General features: G+C 47.2%; 11 protein-coding genes and 1 pseudogene. 4 read left to right on the top strand and 8 right to left on the bottom strand.

Translation table 11 applies throughout. The features are described 5' to 3' along the window. Positions 1 to 305: 305 nt before the first annotated feature. A complete protein-coding gene (locus IRJ16_RS17675; protein ID WP_194112964.1) occupies positions 306 to 2,780 on the top strand; it encodes a phosphocholine-specific phospholipase C in 2,475 nt (824 codons plus the stop codon). A 74-nt stretch (positions 2,781 to 2,854) separates the two neighbouring features. Here IRJ16_RS17675 and IRJ16_RS17670 read toward each other — a convergent pair whose 3' ends face one another. After that, positions 2,855 to 3,832: a metallophosphoesterase gene (locus tag IRJ16_RS17670; RefSeq protein ID WP_194112963.1), complete on the bottom strand. Its 978-nt coding sequence runs from the start codon at positions 3,830 to 3,832 to the stop codon at positions 2,855 to 2,857. A gap of 123 nt (positions 3,833 to 3,955) precedes the next feature. On the opposite strand from IRJ16_RS17670, the gene IRJ16_RS17665 reads away from it, so the two are divergent. From IRJ16_RS17665 to IRJ16_RS17655, 3 genes and pseudogenes are all read left to right on the top strand, one after another. Further along, entirely contained in the window at positions 3,956 to 4,093 is a 138-nt protein-coding gene (locus IRJ16_RS17665) for a hypothetical protein (protein ID WP_194112962.1), read from the top strand. 7 nt (positions 4,094 to 4,100) lie between these two features. Then, positions 4,101 to 5,576: a family 43 glycosylhydrolase gene (locus IRJ16_RS17660; protein ID WP_194112961.1), complete on the top strand. Its 1,476-nt coding sequence runs from the start codon at positions 4,101 to 4,103 to the stop codon at positions 5,574 to 5,576. Between the two features lie 3 nt (positions 5,577 to 5,579). Continuing rightward, positions 5,580 to 6,548 (top strand): annotated as a pseudogene (locus IRJ16_RS17655) (ROK family protein). Positions 6,549 to 6,596: 48 nt separating this feature from the next. Here IRJ16_RS17655 and IRJ16_RS17650 read toward each other — a convergent pair. The 7 genes from IRJ16_RS17650 to IRJ16_RS17620 form a co-directional block, all read right to left on the bottom strand. After that, entirely contained in the window at positions 6,597 to 7,889 is a 1,293-nt protein-coding gene (locus IRJ16_RS17650) for a serine/threonine protein kinase (protein WP_194112960.1), read from the bottom strand. Beyond that, positions 7,882 to 8,673 (bottom strand): FHA domain-containing protein, encoded by a 792-nt coding sequence (locus tag IRJ16_RS17645; protein WP_194112959.1) that lies wholly within the window; start codon positions 8,671 to 8,673, stop codon positions 7,882 to 7,884. The genes IRJ16_RS17650 and IRJ16_RS17645 overlap by 8 nt, the downstream gene beginning before the upstream one ends. Before the next feature lie 6 nt (positions 8,674 to 8,679). Next, a complete protein-coding gene (locus IRJ16_RS17640; protein WP_194112958.1) occupies positions 8,680 to 12,825 on the bottom strand; it encodes an FtsW/RodA/SpoVE family cell cycle protein in 4,146 nt (1,381 codons plus the stop codon). Then, a complete protein-coding gene (locus IRJ16_RS17635) occupies positions 12,803 to 14,269 on the bottom strand; it encodes a PP2C family protein-serine/threonine phosphatase (RefSeq protein WP_194112957.1) in 1,467 nt (488 codons plus the stop codon). The genes IRJ16_RS17640 and IRJ16_RS17635 overlap by 23 nt, the downstream gene beginning before the upstream one ends. A 95-nt stretch (positions 14,270 to 14,364) precedes the next feature. Beyond that, positions 14,365 to 15,318: a hypothetical protein gene (locus IRJ16_RS17630; RefSeq protein ID WP_194112956.1), complete on the bottom strand. Its 954-nt coding sequence runs from the start codon at positions 15,316 to 15,318 to the stop codon at positions 14,365 to 14,367. Positions 15,319 to 15,418: 100 nt separating this feature from the next. Continuing rightward, positions 15,419 to 16,738, bottom strand: a complete 1,320-nt coding sequence (locus tag IRJ16_RS17625; RefSeq protein WP_194112955.1) for a serine/threonine protein kinase — start codon at positions 16,736 to 16,738, stop codon at positions 15,419 to 15,421. Positions 16,739 to 16,909: 171 nt separating this feature from the next. Next, positions 16,910 to 17,842, bottom strand: a complete 933-nt coding sequence (locus IRJ16_RS17620; RefSeq protein ID WP_194112954.1) for a helix-turn-helix domain-containing protein — start codon at positions 17,840 to 17,842, stop codon at positions 16,910 to 16,912. Between the last annotated feature and the right edge of the window lie 71 nt (positions 17,843 to 17,913).

The following is a 17,913-nucleotide window of genomic DNA, read 5'->3' as shown; positions in this document are numbered from 1 at the left end:
TAGCATGTTTGTTTCGGCTTTTCGCATCAGCCCGGTCTTGGCATTGTTAAGAAAATTTTTGTAAACTATGATATCTTCGTGTACCGCTGTCCGGCCATTTTAAAGACAACCATCTTAATTTTATGCTCAAATTACAGGTCGTGTTTAGCAGAACTAAACGTACTTTATTTATAGCAAACAAATGCTCCGTTAAATTTTAGTTAATACGACAAAGTTATCTTTGGTCAACTATAAGATCGACCCCACAGGTCGGGCTGTTAGCAAGAGATATCTGATCTTAAATTTATCATCAACATCTACCATCAATGACTGATACACGCCGCGAGTTTATCAAGAAAGCCACCCTGTTGACCGGTGCAGCCGGATTGTTCTCTATCATGCCTGAATCGATACAAAAAGCCTTAGCTATCGAGCCCGAAAAGGGCAGCACCTATCTGGATGCCGAGCATATTGTTTTCCTGATGCAGGAGAATCGCTCGTTCGATCATTGCTACGGTACGCTGCAAGGTGTGCGTGGTTTTGATGACCCTCGCGCTATGCAATTACCAAATAAGAATAAGGTATGGCTGCAGACCAATAAGGCGGGCAAAACTTATGTGCCTTTTAATCTCGATATTAAAAACTCAAAAGCAACCTGGATGCAGTCGTTGCCGCACTCCTGGGATAATCAGGTAGATGCCCGTAATAAAGGTAAAATGGATGGTTGGTTAGAAGCCAAAAAGTCAGGTAATAAAGATTATAAGCATATGCCGTTGACGATGGGTTATTACGATCGTCGTGATATCCCATTTTACTATGCCCTGGCAGATGCTTTCACGGTGTGTGACCAAAATTTTTGTTCGGCGTTAACAGGCACAAGTCCAAATAGGATCATGTATTGGTCGGGCACCGTGCGCTCGGAGCAGAACGAGAACTCGCCGGCTAAAATTTACAATGGCGAGATCGACCATCACGATATCAAAGGAAAAACCTTCCCGGAACGTTTGGAAGATGCCGGTATTTCCTGGAAGACCTATCAGAACGAGTTAAGCATCGGTGTTGGTTTTGAAGGAGATGAGGATGATTGGTTGGCCAACTTTACTGATAACGACCTGGAGTTTTACAAGCAATACAACGTACGCCTGCACAAAGCACACCGCGACTATTTGCCTAAGCGCCTGAAACAAGTTGAAGCATCTATAGCGGAATTAGAAAAGCAGGAGCAAACCCCTAAAGTTGCCAAAGATCTTGCCAACAGAAAAGCCGAATTGGAAGGTGTTAAGAAAGCGATCGCTGAGTTCACACAAGAGAAATTCGATAGCTTATCGGATTTTGAAAAGAACATCCACAACAAAGCCTTCGTAACTAATACGGGCGACCCTGATTATCATAAGTTAGAGAAATTGGTGTATGATGATAACGGCACCAAACGCGAGGTAGAAATACCTAAAGGCGACGTGCTGCATCAGTTCCGCAAAGATGTGAACGAAAATAAATTGCCTACCGTTAGCTGGTTGGTTGCGCCGTCAAACTTCTCCGATCACCCGGGCTCGCCATGGTACGGTGCCTGGTATATCTCGGAAGTGATGGACATCCTGACCAAGAACCCCGAGGTTTGGAAAAAGACCATTTTCATCCTGAACTACGATGAGAACGATGGTTACTTTGACCATATCGCACCATTCGTTCCACCACAGACAAGCAATCCTGAGACAGGCAAATGTTCAGCCGGAATAGACACCAGCGTAGAGCATGTGACCAAGGCGCAGATCGATCATTTACCCGAAAAAGAACGCGGCCGCCGCGAAAGCGCGATTGGCTTAGGTTTCCGTGTGCCGATGGTGATCGCGTCGCCATGGAGCAGGGGAGGATGGGTCAATTCAGAAATATTTGATCACACATCTTGCCTGCAATTTTTAGAGACCTTCCTAAGCAAAAAGTCCGGCAAGGATATCAAAGAGACGAACATCAGCGATTGGAGACGTACGGTTACGGGTGACCTGACATCGGCTTTTCGCCCATACAATGGCGAAAAGATCAACTATCCAACACCGCTGAAAAGAAACGAGACGATACAAAGTATCTATAACGCCAAATTCAAAGAACTACCACATAACTATAAAGAGCTGACTGAGCAGGACGTCAAAACTATCAATGCGAAACCAACAGACTATGATCCATTTCCCCGTCAGGAAAAAGGGCAACGCCAATCATGCGCATTGCCTTATGATCTGACGGTCAATGGAAAATTAAATGCAGATAGCTTCGAGATCCGCATGAAAAGTGGCAAAGGTAATGGTGCGCCTTTCAATGTGTCAACTCATAACCCTTATCAGGATGGAGCCAATACGCCTGAAGCAATGCGCGTATGGGACTTTGCTGTTAAGGCGAACGATGAGATCAGCTACGCCTGGCCGGTGAACAATTTTGCAAACGGAGTTTACGATCTTAAACTGAATGGCCCTAACGGGTTCTTCAGGCAGTTTGCGGGTGGTAAAGCCGACCCAAAGGTTGCAGTTACCCTTGTCCATGTCAAAAATGGCGACGTAGAGATCGAACTGTTTAACGCTGATAAAACTGACCAACAGATCACCATCACCGATCATGCTTACAACCAGACTGCGCAAAAAGTCGCTGTAAAAGCTGGTCAAAAAGTGAAGAAAACGATCAGCTTAAAAGCAAGCCATCAATGGTATGATCTGGGTATCTCGATAAACGGTCATGCTGATTTTGTACGCCGCTACGCGGGCCGCGCAGAGAACGGTCAACATGGGTTTACAGATCCGGTGATCGGCGCTTAAATTAACATCTATTCAGATACAAAAGCGTCCCTGATCAGCAAGATCAGGGACGCTTTTGTTTAACTACGATATTGTTATTTACTTAACTGAGTTTCATAAACTACTTTGCCCGCAACATTGATTGCCTTAACCCTAATGGCATTGGCAATCACAGAGAAATACATAAAACCATTCTCCGACGTCTCAAAGCGGCTGTAAGGGATGCCCGTAGTTACCGGAGTAAGTTCTGATCCCGCACCCGAGATAAACTGATGGGTGAATCCTATCGGTTTTAAATGTTGCAGGGAATGGTCGTGACCTGAAAGATAAAGGTCGACCTTGTGCTTGTTGAACACATCGGTAAGCATTTTTCTCGCTGTCAAGGTGTCGTAGTTCTTAATACGCGGGCCAACGGTGTAAGCAGGGTGATGCCCGACAACGATCTTCCATTTTACCTTTGCCGAGGCGTTAGCAAGGGTGTGCTCCAGCCAAGCCATTTGCTTATTGACGTATTCTTTTTTATCCTCAAATAGCATCGGATCGGTGTCTATCATTACAAATAGAGCCTTTTCATTTTCGGGATTCCCCAAATTCACTTCTTTAGTGTAGTACAAAGCAGGCATTTTCCAGCGGCGACTTATTTTGCTGTAACGCACCTGCGCGTCGGGGCCAGATCCATAGTCGTGATTGCCTAAAACGGCATACCAATCGCATTGCAGTTTGTGGGCAGTGTAAATGTTTTCGAAAGAGAAATTCCACAATGGGTCGTGTTCGCTCACTACACCGCGTGGGTAAAAATTATCGCCGGTGGCTATGATGAAATCATTAGAATTCTTACGCGCCCATGCCCCCATTTGTTTGGCAACTTCTTGCTGGTCGTACTCACCATTGCGACCCCAGTCGCCTACGGCTATAAAGTTGATAGGGAAATTTTCGTCGGCTTTAGCGGAAGGCGACAGATCATCACTTTCAAGATGAGTAGTATTATCGTTAGCAAAGCTATCCTGAGTTCCCAATACAGAAAGACCAAGGGCGGTCAGTCCGGTAGTCTTTACAAAATCACGTCTTTTCATTGTGTTTGGTTATCGTGTTGATGGTGCGGTAAGGTGTGTTTACCGCCTTCGGATAAATTTAGGTGACTGATATTAAGACTATATTTTTGCAAATTGAGATCTTATTTTTTTTAAGCACTCAGTATGTTTAATTTGACAGCAAATAGCATTTGCTTAGGCGGCTTATGGTGGGGCTATTATTATATACCCGAGACCAAGGGCAAGTCCCTCGAAGAGATAGAGACCGCCTGGCAACGCGGCGACAAACCTAAAGACATTTAATTACCATATGAAAAAGCTACTCCTCACTTATCTGCTTTGCCTTACCGGCACTTACACTTTTGCCCAAATAGGCGTAAAGTACGACCCAACCTTACAGGCCACCACTAATCTGCAATACTTTAGGCCCAAAGGCGATCTATATGTTGGTGACGTGATGCCTTTTGCCCATAACGGCACATTTTACAATTATTGGCTGCTCGATTCGGCTCACCACGCCAGTTTAAAAGGTCTGGGTGGCCATCAGTGGGTACTAAGCACCAGCACCGATCTGATCAATTGGAAACAGCACCCGATCGTGGTAGGTATTGATGAGGAATGGGAGAAATCCATTTGTACCGGATCAGTAGTGTTTTATAAAGGCACATTTTACGCTTTTTATGCAACACGTTTGGTAGATAAAGAAGGCAGGGTAAACGAGCAATTAAGCTACGCGATCAGTGCGGATGGCATCAATTTTAAAAAGCAGAAACCTAATCCATTTTACACTTCTGCACCCGGCTACAGCAAGCGCGATTTTCGCGATCCCAAGGTTTTTGTAGACGAAAAGACCGGCGAATTTCATCTGTTGGTATCCAGTTGGCAGGAGGGCTCTGTGTTAGCGCATCAAGGCGGCGCTTTGGTCCACATGGTATCTAAAGACCTGAAGGATTGGAAAGTATTAGACCCAATATTGACCGGGCAACCTTCTGTACCCGAATGTCCTGACTATTTCTCGTGGAACGGTTGGTGGTATTTGGTATATAGCGACAATAGCGACACCTATTATGTAAAATCCCGCAACCCTTACGGCCCATGGGAAACGCCACGACATCAGGCGCTGAACGAATCATGGTCAAACGTGGTCAAGACTGCCGCCTTTAAAAATGGCCGCCGGATAGCAAGCTCGTGGGTTCCTTCGCGCAGGGATGATAAGGACTATAACGGCGAAACTTTTGGTGGTAATTTATTATTCCGCGAGGTGACGCAAGATGCGGACGGAACGTTGAATACCAAGTTCCCTGCCGAAATGATCCCGGCTACGCAGCCTGTTATACCGGCCAAGATCATCACCCATCCGGGTGCAACGTCTGATGCATCGGGACTTACTATTAATGCGCCCAATGGCGTTGGCGCTGCTCATTTAGAGAATATACCAGCCCGATGCCGCATAACAATGGAGATAGAACCTATGGGCCGTAATGAGGAATATGGCTTCTATTTAAAAAGTGACCCTAAAGCCGACAGGGGCTATAAAACGACCTTTTCGGCCGAAAATAAGACCGTGTCGCTTGGCAATACGATGATCAAAGCAGTTGATGGCCTGGATAAAACAGTGAAGATAGATCTGGTCATCAACAATGATATAATAGACATGAGCATAGATGGCCGCCGTTGTATAGTTAACCGCACTATCGAGCAAAAAGGAGATATGGTGTGGTTTTATGCCAAGCATGGCCGGGTTAAGTTCAAGTCGATCAATGTTCAACCTCTAAAAGATAATTGATACATGCTATTAGGATTTGATATCGGTGGTACTAAGTGCGCCGTCTTGCTCGGGCAGCTTACTGATGATAATATCATGATCACCCATAAAGAGGCTATGCCGACAGACAAGCCGGTATATGACATGATCGAACATTTGTTTGCCACCGCTGAGAGTATGCTTGCCCAAAACGGTATCGATAAGGGCGCTTTGACCGGGATCGGTATCAGTTGTGGTGGGCCGCTGAGTAGCAGAAGAGGCCTGATCTTGTCGCCGCCCAATCTATTGGGATGGGATAATGTGCCCATTGTAAAAATGGCTCGCGAGCGGTTTGGCCGTCCTGTCCTTTTACAGAACGATGCCAACGCCTGTGCCGTTGCCGAATGGAAGTACGGTGCAGGCCGGGGTTACGATAATTTGATGTTCTTAACGTTCGGTACTGGAATGGGGGCAGGGCTGATCTTGAATGGCCAACTCTATTCAGGGATCTCTGATCTGGCAGGCGAAGTGGGGCACATCCGTTTGGCAGATATGGGGCCTGTGGGCTTTGGTAAAGCCGGATCTTTTGAGGGTTTTTGCAGCGGGGGAGGTATTGCCCAGTTAGCCTAGATCAAAGCGCGTGAAATGCTGCAGGTCGGCAAAACGGTGGCCTATTGCAAAAGCATTAGTGAGTTGCCATCGGTCACGGCGAAAACGGTAGCCGAAGCCGCCTATGCGGGCGACCAGACCGCGAAGGAGGTTTACAAGATATGCGGCAAGCAATTAGGTAAAGCACTGTCCGTTTTTATAGATCTGCTTAATCCCGAGTTGATCATCATGGGGAGCATTTACGGGCGGGCCAAAGCACTGCTTGAACCACACATGATGCAGGTTATCGAACGCGAAGCGTACTTTGAGTCGGTTGCAGCTTGCAAAATTGTAGAAAGCGGCTTGGCCGAGAATGTGGGTGATATGGCAGCATTATCGTTAGCGGTGATGAGTTCGACGGAATAGAAAGGGCCATAAGTTTTTATCGGACGTGCCGCATTTAAAAATCGCCGATCAAAATAAACGATCCCAAAAAGTTCCGCGCTTTACACGTTTGCGTTCTTGTTCCGCTAATATCTTGTTACGTTCGGCTCTTCGGATGCTGTCGATGTTAACCTTGCGTATGCGTACAGGGGGTTTATATGATGACAGCATAAAGGGCACATACTTGCTCTTTGGCGGCGTTGCCGGATAGTAGACCACATCTTTTTTAAACAAACCATAAACACTCAACACAAATAATAGCCCCATCACCCCAAGCGCTATCGCGAATTTGTTTTTAGATAGCACAATGGTGGACTGTTTGACCACGGTCGCCTTTTCCTGATATTGTGCTATCTGCATTTGCAGTATCTCGTTCTCGGTTTTTAAGGCAACGATATTATCATCGGTCGGGTCGGCCGATACGCTGTTGCGGATGATGGCCTCGTGCAGGTCAATGCCATTGCCAAAGCGGTCCTCGGGTACTTTTTCAAGGCATCTGTAGATCAGGGTCAGCAACCAATTAGGTATTTGCGCTTCGCGCTGCTTCTGGTTCTCTCTCCAGTCCGTGGGGATGTTTTGTTTTCGCAGTTCTACAAGATCCGGTACGGCATTTTCCATGTGCGATATCATGACCGCGTTGCGCGCCGTCTCGCCGCTATCGCGTAACGGAAAAGGCACTTGCCCGCCTAATAACTCATATAGTATCACCCCGTAGGCGTAAATATCCGTCTGGAACAACATTTCGCCACGGTTCTGCTCGGGAGCCATAAATTCTATCGCCCCGGCATGGCGCATACTGCTGCGGCGCTGTTCGTCGGACATGATGGACAAACCAAAGTCCAGCAACACATAATTGCCGCTATGGATGTTGTACTTAACGTTATTGCTTTTAATATCGCCATGGCGCACGCCACGGCTATGGCAATGGGCGAGGGCATGGGCCAATTGCTCGGCCAGTTTGATGGTCTCTTTAATGGTGAATATCTTCTCATGCGGTGGGGCAAGCAGTTCGCCCAGATCCGGCCCCTCGATGTATTCCATCTCTATGAACGGAAGAGAACCACTTTCGGTAACGCCTGAGCTGAGGATCTTAACCACATTAGGGTTAGACACCTCGTTCACTTTCTTTAGCTTCTCTACTTCGTTTATAAAATTGCGGTAGTTCTTATCGGCAATGTCCTCTATGGAGATAGGCGTAGGCAACAATTTCACGGCGCTATAGATATGACCAAGCCTGCGGCCTTTATACACCGACCCCTGTCCACCGGTGCGTAGCGCGCCCATGTTCTCCAGTCCTTCGGTTATGGTGAACACTTTAGCCATTAATTATTCCCCCTTTGTAGCTAAATTCTATAACGGCTGTCTCGCCTAAAATGATCTGGTCACCTTCGGCCAGCTGATGCCCGATCAGGCTGGAATGCAGTTTGATAAGCGTCTCGTTAGCTGCTATACGCACCTTTACTTTATTTCCCGGCGGGATGCCGCCCTCATCGGCAAAAAGCATAAAGCAGCCTTTATCATTATTCCATTCGATGTGGGCGTGTTGGCGACTGATATAACGATTGGCATCATTACCCGTATCGCTTGGGAAAGCGATCTGATTTATCCTGTAAAAACCACCATCTATCTGGGCCTTAGCCTCGCGACCGATATTGAGTTTGCCGTCTTCGGATGTTATGGTGTATTCGTTCTGCTCTGCTTTACCATTCAGTACCCGAATGTAAGCCGAGCCTGTCCGCTGGATCACATGGGCTTTGGTGCGGATGAATATCGCCGCGTCAACCTCGTTTAAAGGGATGGCCTCTGACGGTACTTCATCGGTAAAAACAACTTCCAATTCCCAGGTAAGGGGAAGGCCTATATCGTAGTCATCGGCAATGCGCTGTATCTCATCCCTGAATAATTCCGGTTCGTTATGGTGAACGGCCGACTCGTATAAATGCTTATCAGCAGTGGGTGCGGTGATGAACAGGTTGATCCCTTTAATGTTGCGCCCCTCGCCGCCTTCGGCTTTTTGCAGGTGCTCTTTTAAGGCCCGCAACAGCGCGTCCCTAACGCCCTTAACATCATTTGGCTTATCCTTACTTTGGCCGAATATATTGAACATGCTTGTTTATGGTTGAACGTTAACTTCTTCTTCGATAGCCGCTTCTTCGGTAATTACTTCAGGCTCGTCTACCGCTTTCTTTTCCACCTTAGGCGGTACTATACTTTTGATGTATCCCTTTTTCTTCAGCAAGGGAATGATATGGTTACCGGCCAAATGCACCGCATCTGATGAACCTTTGGTCGACTCGATACGAATACAGACCACTACATTATCGCTACCCTTAGCCATTGGCGCAAAAAATACATACCAGCCATCGTTAATACCTTCCATCTTCCAGATCCGCTCCGGTGTGCCGGTCTTGCCGGCCACTTTCAGGTTCAGGATCCATTCTTTAGGCGCGCTTTGCTTGATCATGTATTGTTTAACCAACTCGGCATAGCGCTGATCATTCGCTAACTTGATGCTGGCCTTGATGGGCTGCAGCGTATCGCTCACTTTAAGCACATAGCGGTTAGCCACTAAAGATCCGTTGTTGGCTATCCCGGCAGCCAATCGCGCTACGGCGGCCGGGGTGGCGATCAGCTCGCCTTGTCCCCAAGCCATGCCCGAAATACCTTTGGCCCGTGTGCGACGTATGCGGTTAGGGTCATAGCGTGGCTTGGTATTGAACTCGGTTTTGCGCCATAGTTCGCGCCACTTGTTTTCCTGTTCGGCGTTCTCGGTCGGTTTGTTGTAAAAGTATCCGCCCACGCCGTGCAAAAACATACCTGTCTTCAGGTAAAGCGTTCCCATATCCTCCTGCAAATGCTGCTGATTAGCTAACTTAATAAAGTACACATTGTTTGATTTGGCCACGGCATTTTCAAGCGTTATCCTACCCGTTTCGTCAGGCTCGATACCCTTGGTGCGTATACGCTCGGCCATGGATACGTTGTAGGTAACATCCGCTGCTGCCATCCCCAACTTGTTGAAAGAGGCCATAGTAGTGACCAGTTTGGCTGTAGATCCCGGCTGCGTGGCATAAGTAAAGCCAAGATCGCTGGTGGTCATCCATTGCGACAGCTTATTTTGCTCGTTCACCGGCATGGTCAGTTGTTCCCAACTGTGAATAGGAGGGAGCGGATACACGGCCGACGCCAATACATCGCCGCTATGCGCTTGCATCACTACCACCGACACGCGGTTATCCAGTAAGGATGTATCTGATGCTAACGCTTGTTGGATCTTGGTCTGCAGGTCGGCATCCACAGCCAACTTCACATCGCGGTTACGCTTTTTAAATTGGGTAACTTCGTTACTATTGATGCCCGCTATCAGCAGGTCTGCAATAGCGCCATAATCTTTCTTACCTACCGACATTTCTTTTACACCTCTCGGCAGGAATCTATCTTCCTGAAAGCGGTTTGCATGGGTGTTGAAATTAGCAATCGGCATTTTAAAGCCGCGCAATTCGGCAGCATGTTCGTACTCGGCAAAGTAACCGTTGGTGCCGCCGGTAAATACGCCGGTGTTGGCATCGCCCGTCCAGAAGAACATCTGCTCTTCAAACGGATAGTAACGGGTAAGCCGTTTGTGCATCGCCGAGTCAAGATCATAGCCCTTTAAGCCTGAGCTATCCAGCATCCGCCGTTGTTTTTTTATCAGTTGGGGATCGCTGGTGGCTAATATCCGTCCGTCACGGTCGAACAAAGTACCCGCCTGCAATTTGTTCATTAGGATATTGATCCGCGGATTATAGCTGAACATGCGAGCACCACTACGGTCGGCCACTAAGGACGGTTTAATTATCCATTTTTTATTATCGAATGAATATCTGGATACATTTACGGTAAGCAACACCACACCGATACAAGCCATCATTAGCGCAGGCACCAAATTATGATCTTGCTGTTTGGTAATGTAAGACATCTGGACAGGTGTCCCTTTAACCCGGGATGCTGAAAGCAAGAAGCCAGCTGCTAAAAAGTTAGCCACAAGAGACGACCCCCCATAACTTTCGAACGGTAAGGATACCCCGGACAGTGGCAATGCCCCGGTGGATCCCCCTGCAATAAGCAGGAACTGCACAAACGTGCATACACCTATCCCTGCACAGAGGTAAAATAAAAATGGTGTCCCGGTTTGCCGACCGATAATTATAGACCGGTGCAGATACAAAAGGAATATCACAAATATGCAGGCGATACCCGTCCACCCAAATTCTTCCCCGATGGATGGCAAGATCATATCGGTGTGCGCCTCTGGGATGGTCTTGGCAAAGCCTTCGCCTACACCCTGACCGGTCATGCCGCCGCCAGCCATGGCCCAGAGACCATTGGCAACCTGATCACCACCATAAACTTCGTTATCCCACGCGTCTTGCCAAATGGCTTTACGGTCTACTAAGCGTTGCACCGGGCCGGGGATGAGTTTATCAAGTCCAGGTATTTTATCAATTGTCAAAAATCCGGCAATGATAATAAGCGCCATAATGGCCGACTCGCTCATTTGCTTACGTTTGATGAGCGTGGTGGCTACCAGTAATACCACCGTTAACAAGGCCGACAGCCAAATATTTCCGAATATCCAAGTCACCAGCACATAAAATACTACGGCTAATGCCATGAACATAAAATCGCCGCGAGAGAACGAGAATAGGATGATGAATGTAAAGCAGATCACCATGGCCGGACCCAAGTCTCCCAGCATTAGGAAAAGAAACAATGCCGTCGCTGTAGATAAGACCGCAAAGGCGAAGAACGACGACCGCTTTTTAAAGCTGGCATATTCGCTGATGAACTTCTCGTTCATGGTGAAAAATCCCGCCAGGAAAATGATAACCAGATATTTCACGATCTCGCTTGGCTGGAAACCGAATAGGTTCACCTTAACACCGCTGCCTTCCGGTCCTGAACCGAATAGGATGGTCAACGATAAAAGCCCTATAGCGATAACTATCCATGGCCAGCCATTGGCTGCCTTATGGTTATTTTTAAATATCAGTAAACGGTATAAGTTAGAGTCGACCGTGAAGCGGCGCAAATTGAATAGCATCATCACGATCACCACTACGCTACCCATCACCAGATAGGTAAGTGAGTCTTTAGCCAGGAAGCGGTCGCGAAGCGGGTCTTGTAAACTTAGCAGCGTCAGGAACGACAGCCCTGTTAGCACCATGATCAGCGGCAAGATCAGCTGATCGGCCGAATTGAATTTCCAGCTCAACACTAAATGCAGCACCGCGAAGCAGCTAAAGAAAACCGCCACGATGACCCAGAACGAGGTATTGAACTCGGCCGGGGTACGTACAATGAGTGATCGCTCTTTTTTAAGGATGTTGAAGTCTTTGGTCGACAGCATCCGGATGGTATGCGGTGTACGGTTGAAGTTGAAGGATCTATCCTTGTCCAAGTTCTCGGTACCTAAAGATCTGCCAAATTGGAAGTTCGGTTGCATTGGCAAGATCTCGAACGCTTTATCTAAAGGCAGGTTCTTGAAGGTGTATTGCCCCTGCCCATCCGTACGGGCAAACGCTTTTAGGGCGACAAGGTGCTCTTGTTTGTTGGCGTCCTTAATGAAGCTCTTGATGACGCCCTCGCTACGTTGCTTACGGATCTTCACCAGATCAGCTTCTTCGTCGGTATAAGTGCTATCCTGCGGGATGGTCATTTGCAGGCGAACTAATACGCCTGAGACAGGCTGGCCTTTTTCGGTCACTATCCCCGATATGCTTTTGCCATCCATGCCGGCATCGGTAACTGATGGCAGAGCAGGAGGGCGGGATAGTTCTTGCTGAAACCGTAATGAGTCATCGCCGGTAAAGCCTAATAGTGAACGTGAAACCAACACCCGGTCCTTAAAAGATCTGCCGCCATTGTTCAAGGCCTGGTCAGCTTCAATATAAAAGATGCGTTTATTCAGCTCGCCAATGTTATCTATATCGCCAGCCTGGGCTATACGATCGGCTACCGTCTGTTCGATCAGTCGGATGTCCTGCTTATCATCAAAATAATAACCTTTCTCCAGCAACCTGCGCAAATTTTGAGCAGGCTTTGGCGCGTTCAGGTTCATCATGCTGCCATCAGCAAGGCGGTTGTCTACCTCGGTAAAGTTGGCCTGCTCCATGGTGTACAAGCGATAGAATAATGCACCCAGCACCAGCGCTATCAATAACAAGAACAACCGCTCTTTACCGCGGCCTGTAGGTTTAACGTTTTCCTGTTGCTCCATTGCTCGGTTTAGGTTTAACAGTTACGGTATCCACTTTTAAAGAAGTGGCTGGCCCGCTGACCGGTTTATTGTTAGGCACACTTACCTCATTTTGTACAGGTACAACGCAGTCTGCAAAACTTACACGTTTTAACGTCAAGGCGTTGTTATAATTGATGATCCCCGTTTTGAAGCCCTTGATGGTCATGCTGTCGATAAATATCATTTTGGCTTTAGTGGATAGCTCTATCGCTGCTCCGTTATAAGCGCTATCACCTACAAGGGTGATGTGGCCTTTGGTTTTAATAAAAAGACTATCCTTATCTATCCGTATAGCTTTATCGATCTTGATCGGTTTCGGATAAAGGCTGTCGGTCAGTAACAGTACGTTGCCTTTTAAACTGTCGATCATTGTTTGTAAGTTGGTCTCGATCGAGTCTACTGGTTTTGGCGTCGATGCCGCTAAAGTATCGGTATTGGCATTGTTAGCCATAGGTGTATCGGCTTGTTGATGCTTAAGGTATTGCCATCCACCCGCGGCGGCTATCAACACAATAATGATCACCACTACCCAAGGCCAAGCTGACCGTTTTTTTGCAGGAATTTCCGCTGAGGTCAACTCATTTACCTTTGTGGGCGTAGGCGGTGGGATGGTAATATCTAACTCAGTTTTTTTTTGCGTAGCAATGGGTTTGGTCGCGTCGTAATTGGTGGCTTGCTTGTCGTTGCTTACCAATACGGCCGTGACATTATCCTTACCGCCGTTGGCATTCGCTACCGTGATCAGGTTCTCGCATTTTTGCGCTAAAGAGCCTTTGCCGGTAAGGATATCGGTTATCTCTATCTTGGTAGCCATATCGGTCAAACCATCGCTGCAAAGCAATAGCACATCGCCTGGTAAAAATGGGGAGTGGCCTGTCTCTATATAATCATCGTCTTTTAGCAAGGTGGTCTCAAATCCAAGGGCTTTGTTGATCTCGTTACGTTTGGGGTGGGCCATGGCTGCCTCCTCGGTCAGACGGCCCGATTCTTCTAAGAAACCTACAAAGGATTGGTCGTGCGTGATCTTCACTAAAGAATCATCGCGTAGCAAATACAAACGGGTATCACCAACATGCACATAGTGGAATTGATTACGTTCCAGATCTACAAGTGCAAGGGTAGCTACACATGCCATGCTGTCATGCTTACTATTCTCTTTCTTAGCAGCCAGTATCTTTTGGTTAGCCAGGTTAAAGCAATCCAAAAGGATAGGGATCACTTCTCCGGCCGGGCGTTCCAGGCGTTTCAAGATCGCCTCGCGGGCAAGCGCGGCAGCAACCTCGCCGCCCGAGTAACCACCAACGCCGTCAATTACACAGGCGATCACAAAACGCCCGTTCACAGTTGTTTGGGCAATAAAGGCGTCCTCGTTATTGTCGCGTTGTTTTCCGGGGTCGGTCAGTCCGTAATATTGCTCAGCCATTGGTGTTGCGCGAATTTTTGATGTCGTAAAAATGGGTGACCAGCAGGGCCACTACAATGATCAGTAAAGCTGCGGATAGTATCTGCGACATAGGCTTACGACTTAAATATGTTAACGCCTACAATTCCGTTCAACAATATGCGCGAGTTTACCGGTAATTCCACCCACGCGGGGGCATTCACATCGCTACGCTCCACATCATTCTCGTTCAAAATGGTACGCTCCCCAAATGATGCCAAATAGAATTTTCCGTCAGACTTATTATATCTGATCTGCAAATGTGGAGAGTTGACCCACTCAGTTGGGATCTTAAATATATTACCGCCCTCGCGCTCCTCTTCGTTACCCGAGACGATGATTTCGTCGTCCTTCATCAGGTATTCTACTTTCTTGCCTGCAAATTGCTTTTCGGGCAAAATGGTCTCAAAACGGGCCAGTACTTTCTTTTTATCATTCACAGGGGCGGTTTGGTCCGGTTCAAGATCTTCCTCGTACGGAAGTTCGTAATAACCTTCGCTGTAGTAGTTAAAGCCCTTTAACACATCCTGGCTCACATCAAAAGTCTGGGCTATACCCGTTTGGCGGGGGATAAATGTCACACGCAGGTTCTCCTCTTTTTTAACAGAATTACCGGGCAGCAGTTTGCCAATAAAGCCGATATCTCCACGGGCATAATCCGGATGGGAAACCAAACGGAACACCCATTTAGAGCTGGATGGTACCACCGTTTTACCCGCCAAACGATATTGCTTTAATTGCTCGTAGAACTTCTTCACTGTCTCATTCACGATCAGGCCGAATATGCCTTGTTTGTTATTCATGAATTCCTGGTAATCCTCGGGGTTAAAGCTGATGATATATTCGTGATAAAATACCACACGACCAGCAAAAGAAAGTTCGCGAACGGAATCATTGAATTTGGCGATGACGTAGTTGTAAACGTCATCGGGCGTAAGGCTTTGTGGCTTTTTTGCATTGGTGGTCTTCTCGCTGGTCAAAAACCAGTCCTGGATACCCATGCGTTGCCATATAGAAGGTTGTTTATCCATTTGTTTGTAGGGCGGATGTATAAAGATCAGCTAAATTAACATGCAACATCGGCGGGATGTTTCGGCTGAACGATCTTATAGTAATAGTTAAACTGGGCACCTAAAAGTTAGGCTGCCTATTATTTGTTGTATCGGTTGCTGCGCTATCTGTGCCTTCACCTCCATTATTATAAATGTCTTCCGTGATCTTGGCTTTCGCTACCGAATCTGATATGCTTTTTTTACCGGAATAATACCCGCGACGATATGCTTGGTTAACAGCCGTAGTATCAATATATGGTACCGAATCGCGCTCTCGTTGTAAAGCGGTGTTGGGCTTGGCGGTCCTGTCTTTAAAAAGCACATAAGTGCTAAATCCCATAAAGCCGGCCAGCAATATCATCAAACAGGCAAACACCGTTTTAGATATCAGCATGTTGCTGTTATCGCTGTTTGGGGCTTGAGTAACAGGATCAACAAATACCTCTCCTCGCTGCTCAGCAATTGGTATGGCTTTCTTCACTTCTTCCACCACTACATCCGCTATGCGGCTGTCGGCAACCACATCGTGTAGTTCCATGCCGTTAGTGAAACGTTTTTCGGGCGATTTTTCCAGGCATTTGTAGATCAGCGCTGTTAGCCAGGCGGGCACAGCCGTTTCGGTACGTTTTTGTTTAGCGGTCCAGTCTTCGGGCAGGTTCTCATTGCGTAGTTGCAGAATATCCGGCACGGGGGCTTCCATGTGGGCGACCATCACCGTGTTGCGGGCGGTTTCGCCATTATCCTTCAAAGGGAACGGAACTTGCCCGGTCAGTAATTCATAAAGGATAATGCCGTAGCTGTAAACATCGGTCTGGAAAAGCATCTGGCCTTCGTTCTGCTCGGGGGCCATAAACTCTATTGCTCCCGCATGGCGCATGCTGGTGCGCCGCTGTTCGTCGGACATGATGGACAGCCCAAAATCCAGCAACATATAATTGCCCGTATGGATGTTGAATTTGATATTATTGCTCTTGATATCGCCGTGTTTAACAGCTACTTTATGGCAATGGGAGAGGGCGCAAGACAGCTGGTCAGCTACTTTGATCACTTCTTTAATGGTGAATATCTTTTGGTCGGTTAGGAGTTCACCCAGATCCGGACCATCAATGTATTCCATCTCGATGAACGGGAAGGATCCGCTTTCGGTGATGCCGGAGTTCAAGATCTTTACCACGTTGGGGTTAGGTATCTCGTTCACCTTTTTAAGCTTTTCAACCTCGTTCAAAAAAGCCCGATAGTTCTTATCTTCAGTGCTTTCGGAGTGGATAGGGGTAGGCAGGATCTTGACCGCGCTAATGATCGGCCCCATACGGCGACCTTTATATACAGACCCCTGGCCGCCCGTTCGGAGCGCGCCCATGTTTTCTAAACCTTCGGCTATTGTAAATACTTTGCTCATGCTGTTTAAGCTGATAGATGGGTCAACAACTGACCGTGGAATTAGTTTAACACCTATTACGATCGGGATGCCGAAAAATTATAGGCCGCTTAAATGTAAGCAGTTAAAATGAGCCTGCATAGTTAAAGGAAAATAAACGGTAGTAATTAACTTACCCCGACCTTATTAGAATTAGGTCAGTTTACCGCCGCGTATTTTATTAGGCAGGTACCCAAAGTGCTTTTTGAACGCGCTGGTAAAGTGGGTGGCGTGTTTATAGCCCAACTTTTTAGAAACCTCGTCTATAGTGATGTTATTACCGATGAGCATGGTCTTGGCTTGCTCCATTTTATGATCTTTAAGATAGCCGTAAACGGTATTGCCGAACACAGCTTTAAAATCCCGTTTCAGATTAAACTCGTTACTGAAAACCATATGGGCCAGATCCCGTAACGATAGCTGGCTGCCGGTATGATCTATCAGGATATCTTTTACTTTATGCATCCGTTCGGCAACCTCGTTTTCGGGTAGGTAGGATGGGACCGTCGACCTTAATTGCTCGAATATAGATAGCTGCAAAGCCAGTAATTCTATCACTTTAGATTCCAGAAGCAACTGGTCGCAAAAGCCGCCATGTTGCGAGTTGCCTAAGCTTTGCAGTATGGCAGCTATCTCGGGTGTTATGGGCATATTAGCGGCTGATAGAGTAGGTGCGAGCGTTGTCTCCAAGTGCGTCAAACGCTGGTTGGCTGGGTGACCAATAGGCAGATATCTTTTAAGGAAAGATCCGCTGAGATTAATGCAGATCACATCGTCAGTAATACTACTCATTTTTAAGCAGGTCGACTTTAACTTGGTGCGGAAAAGGTTATGCTGATAGGCGTCGATCTTACCCAAACTGCCGGTTTGTCCGGGGCGTTGCAGTCGCAACTTTCCCTTCAGTACAAATATCATTTGATAAACGTCGGTTTGCCGTTCATCGGGGTGGCTCATGCTTATTTGCACCGAGCCGTCTTTGGCATTCATAGCATAACTCATGGCAATGGCACGGTTAAACCCGAACACGCTGTCCGTTTCTTGCGGTAATACTCCGTTAAGCGTCGTTAGTTCTCCCGAATGCGTCATATGCAACTAATACTTTTGCAGCGAATTTATTCTTATTTAGACTGATTATAAAGAATGTCGGTTTAAAAATT

The sequence above is a fragment of the Mucilaginibacter myungsuensis genome, from assembly GCF_015222005.1.
GTDB classification, from domain to species: domain Bacteria; phylum Bacteroidota; class Bacteroidia; order Sphingobacteriales; family Sphingobacteriaceae; genus Mucilaginibacter; species Mucilaginibacter myungsuensis.
The sequence above is the reverse complement of the archived record's forward strand: the minus strand, read 5'-3'. Positions and strand labels throughout refer to the sequence as shown.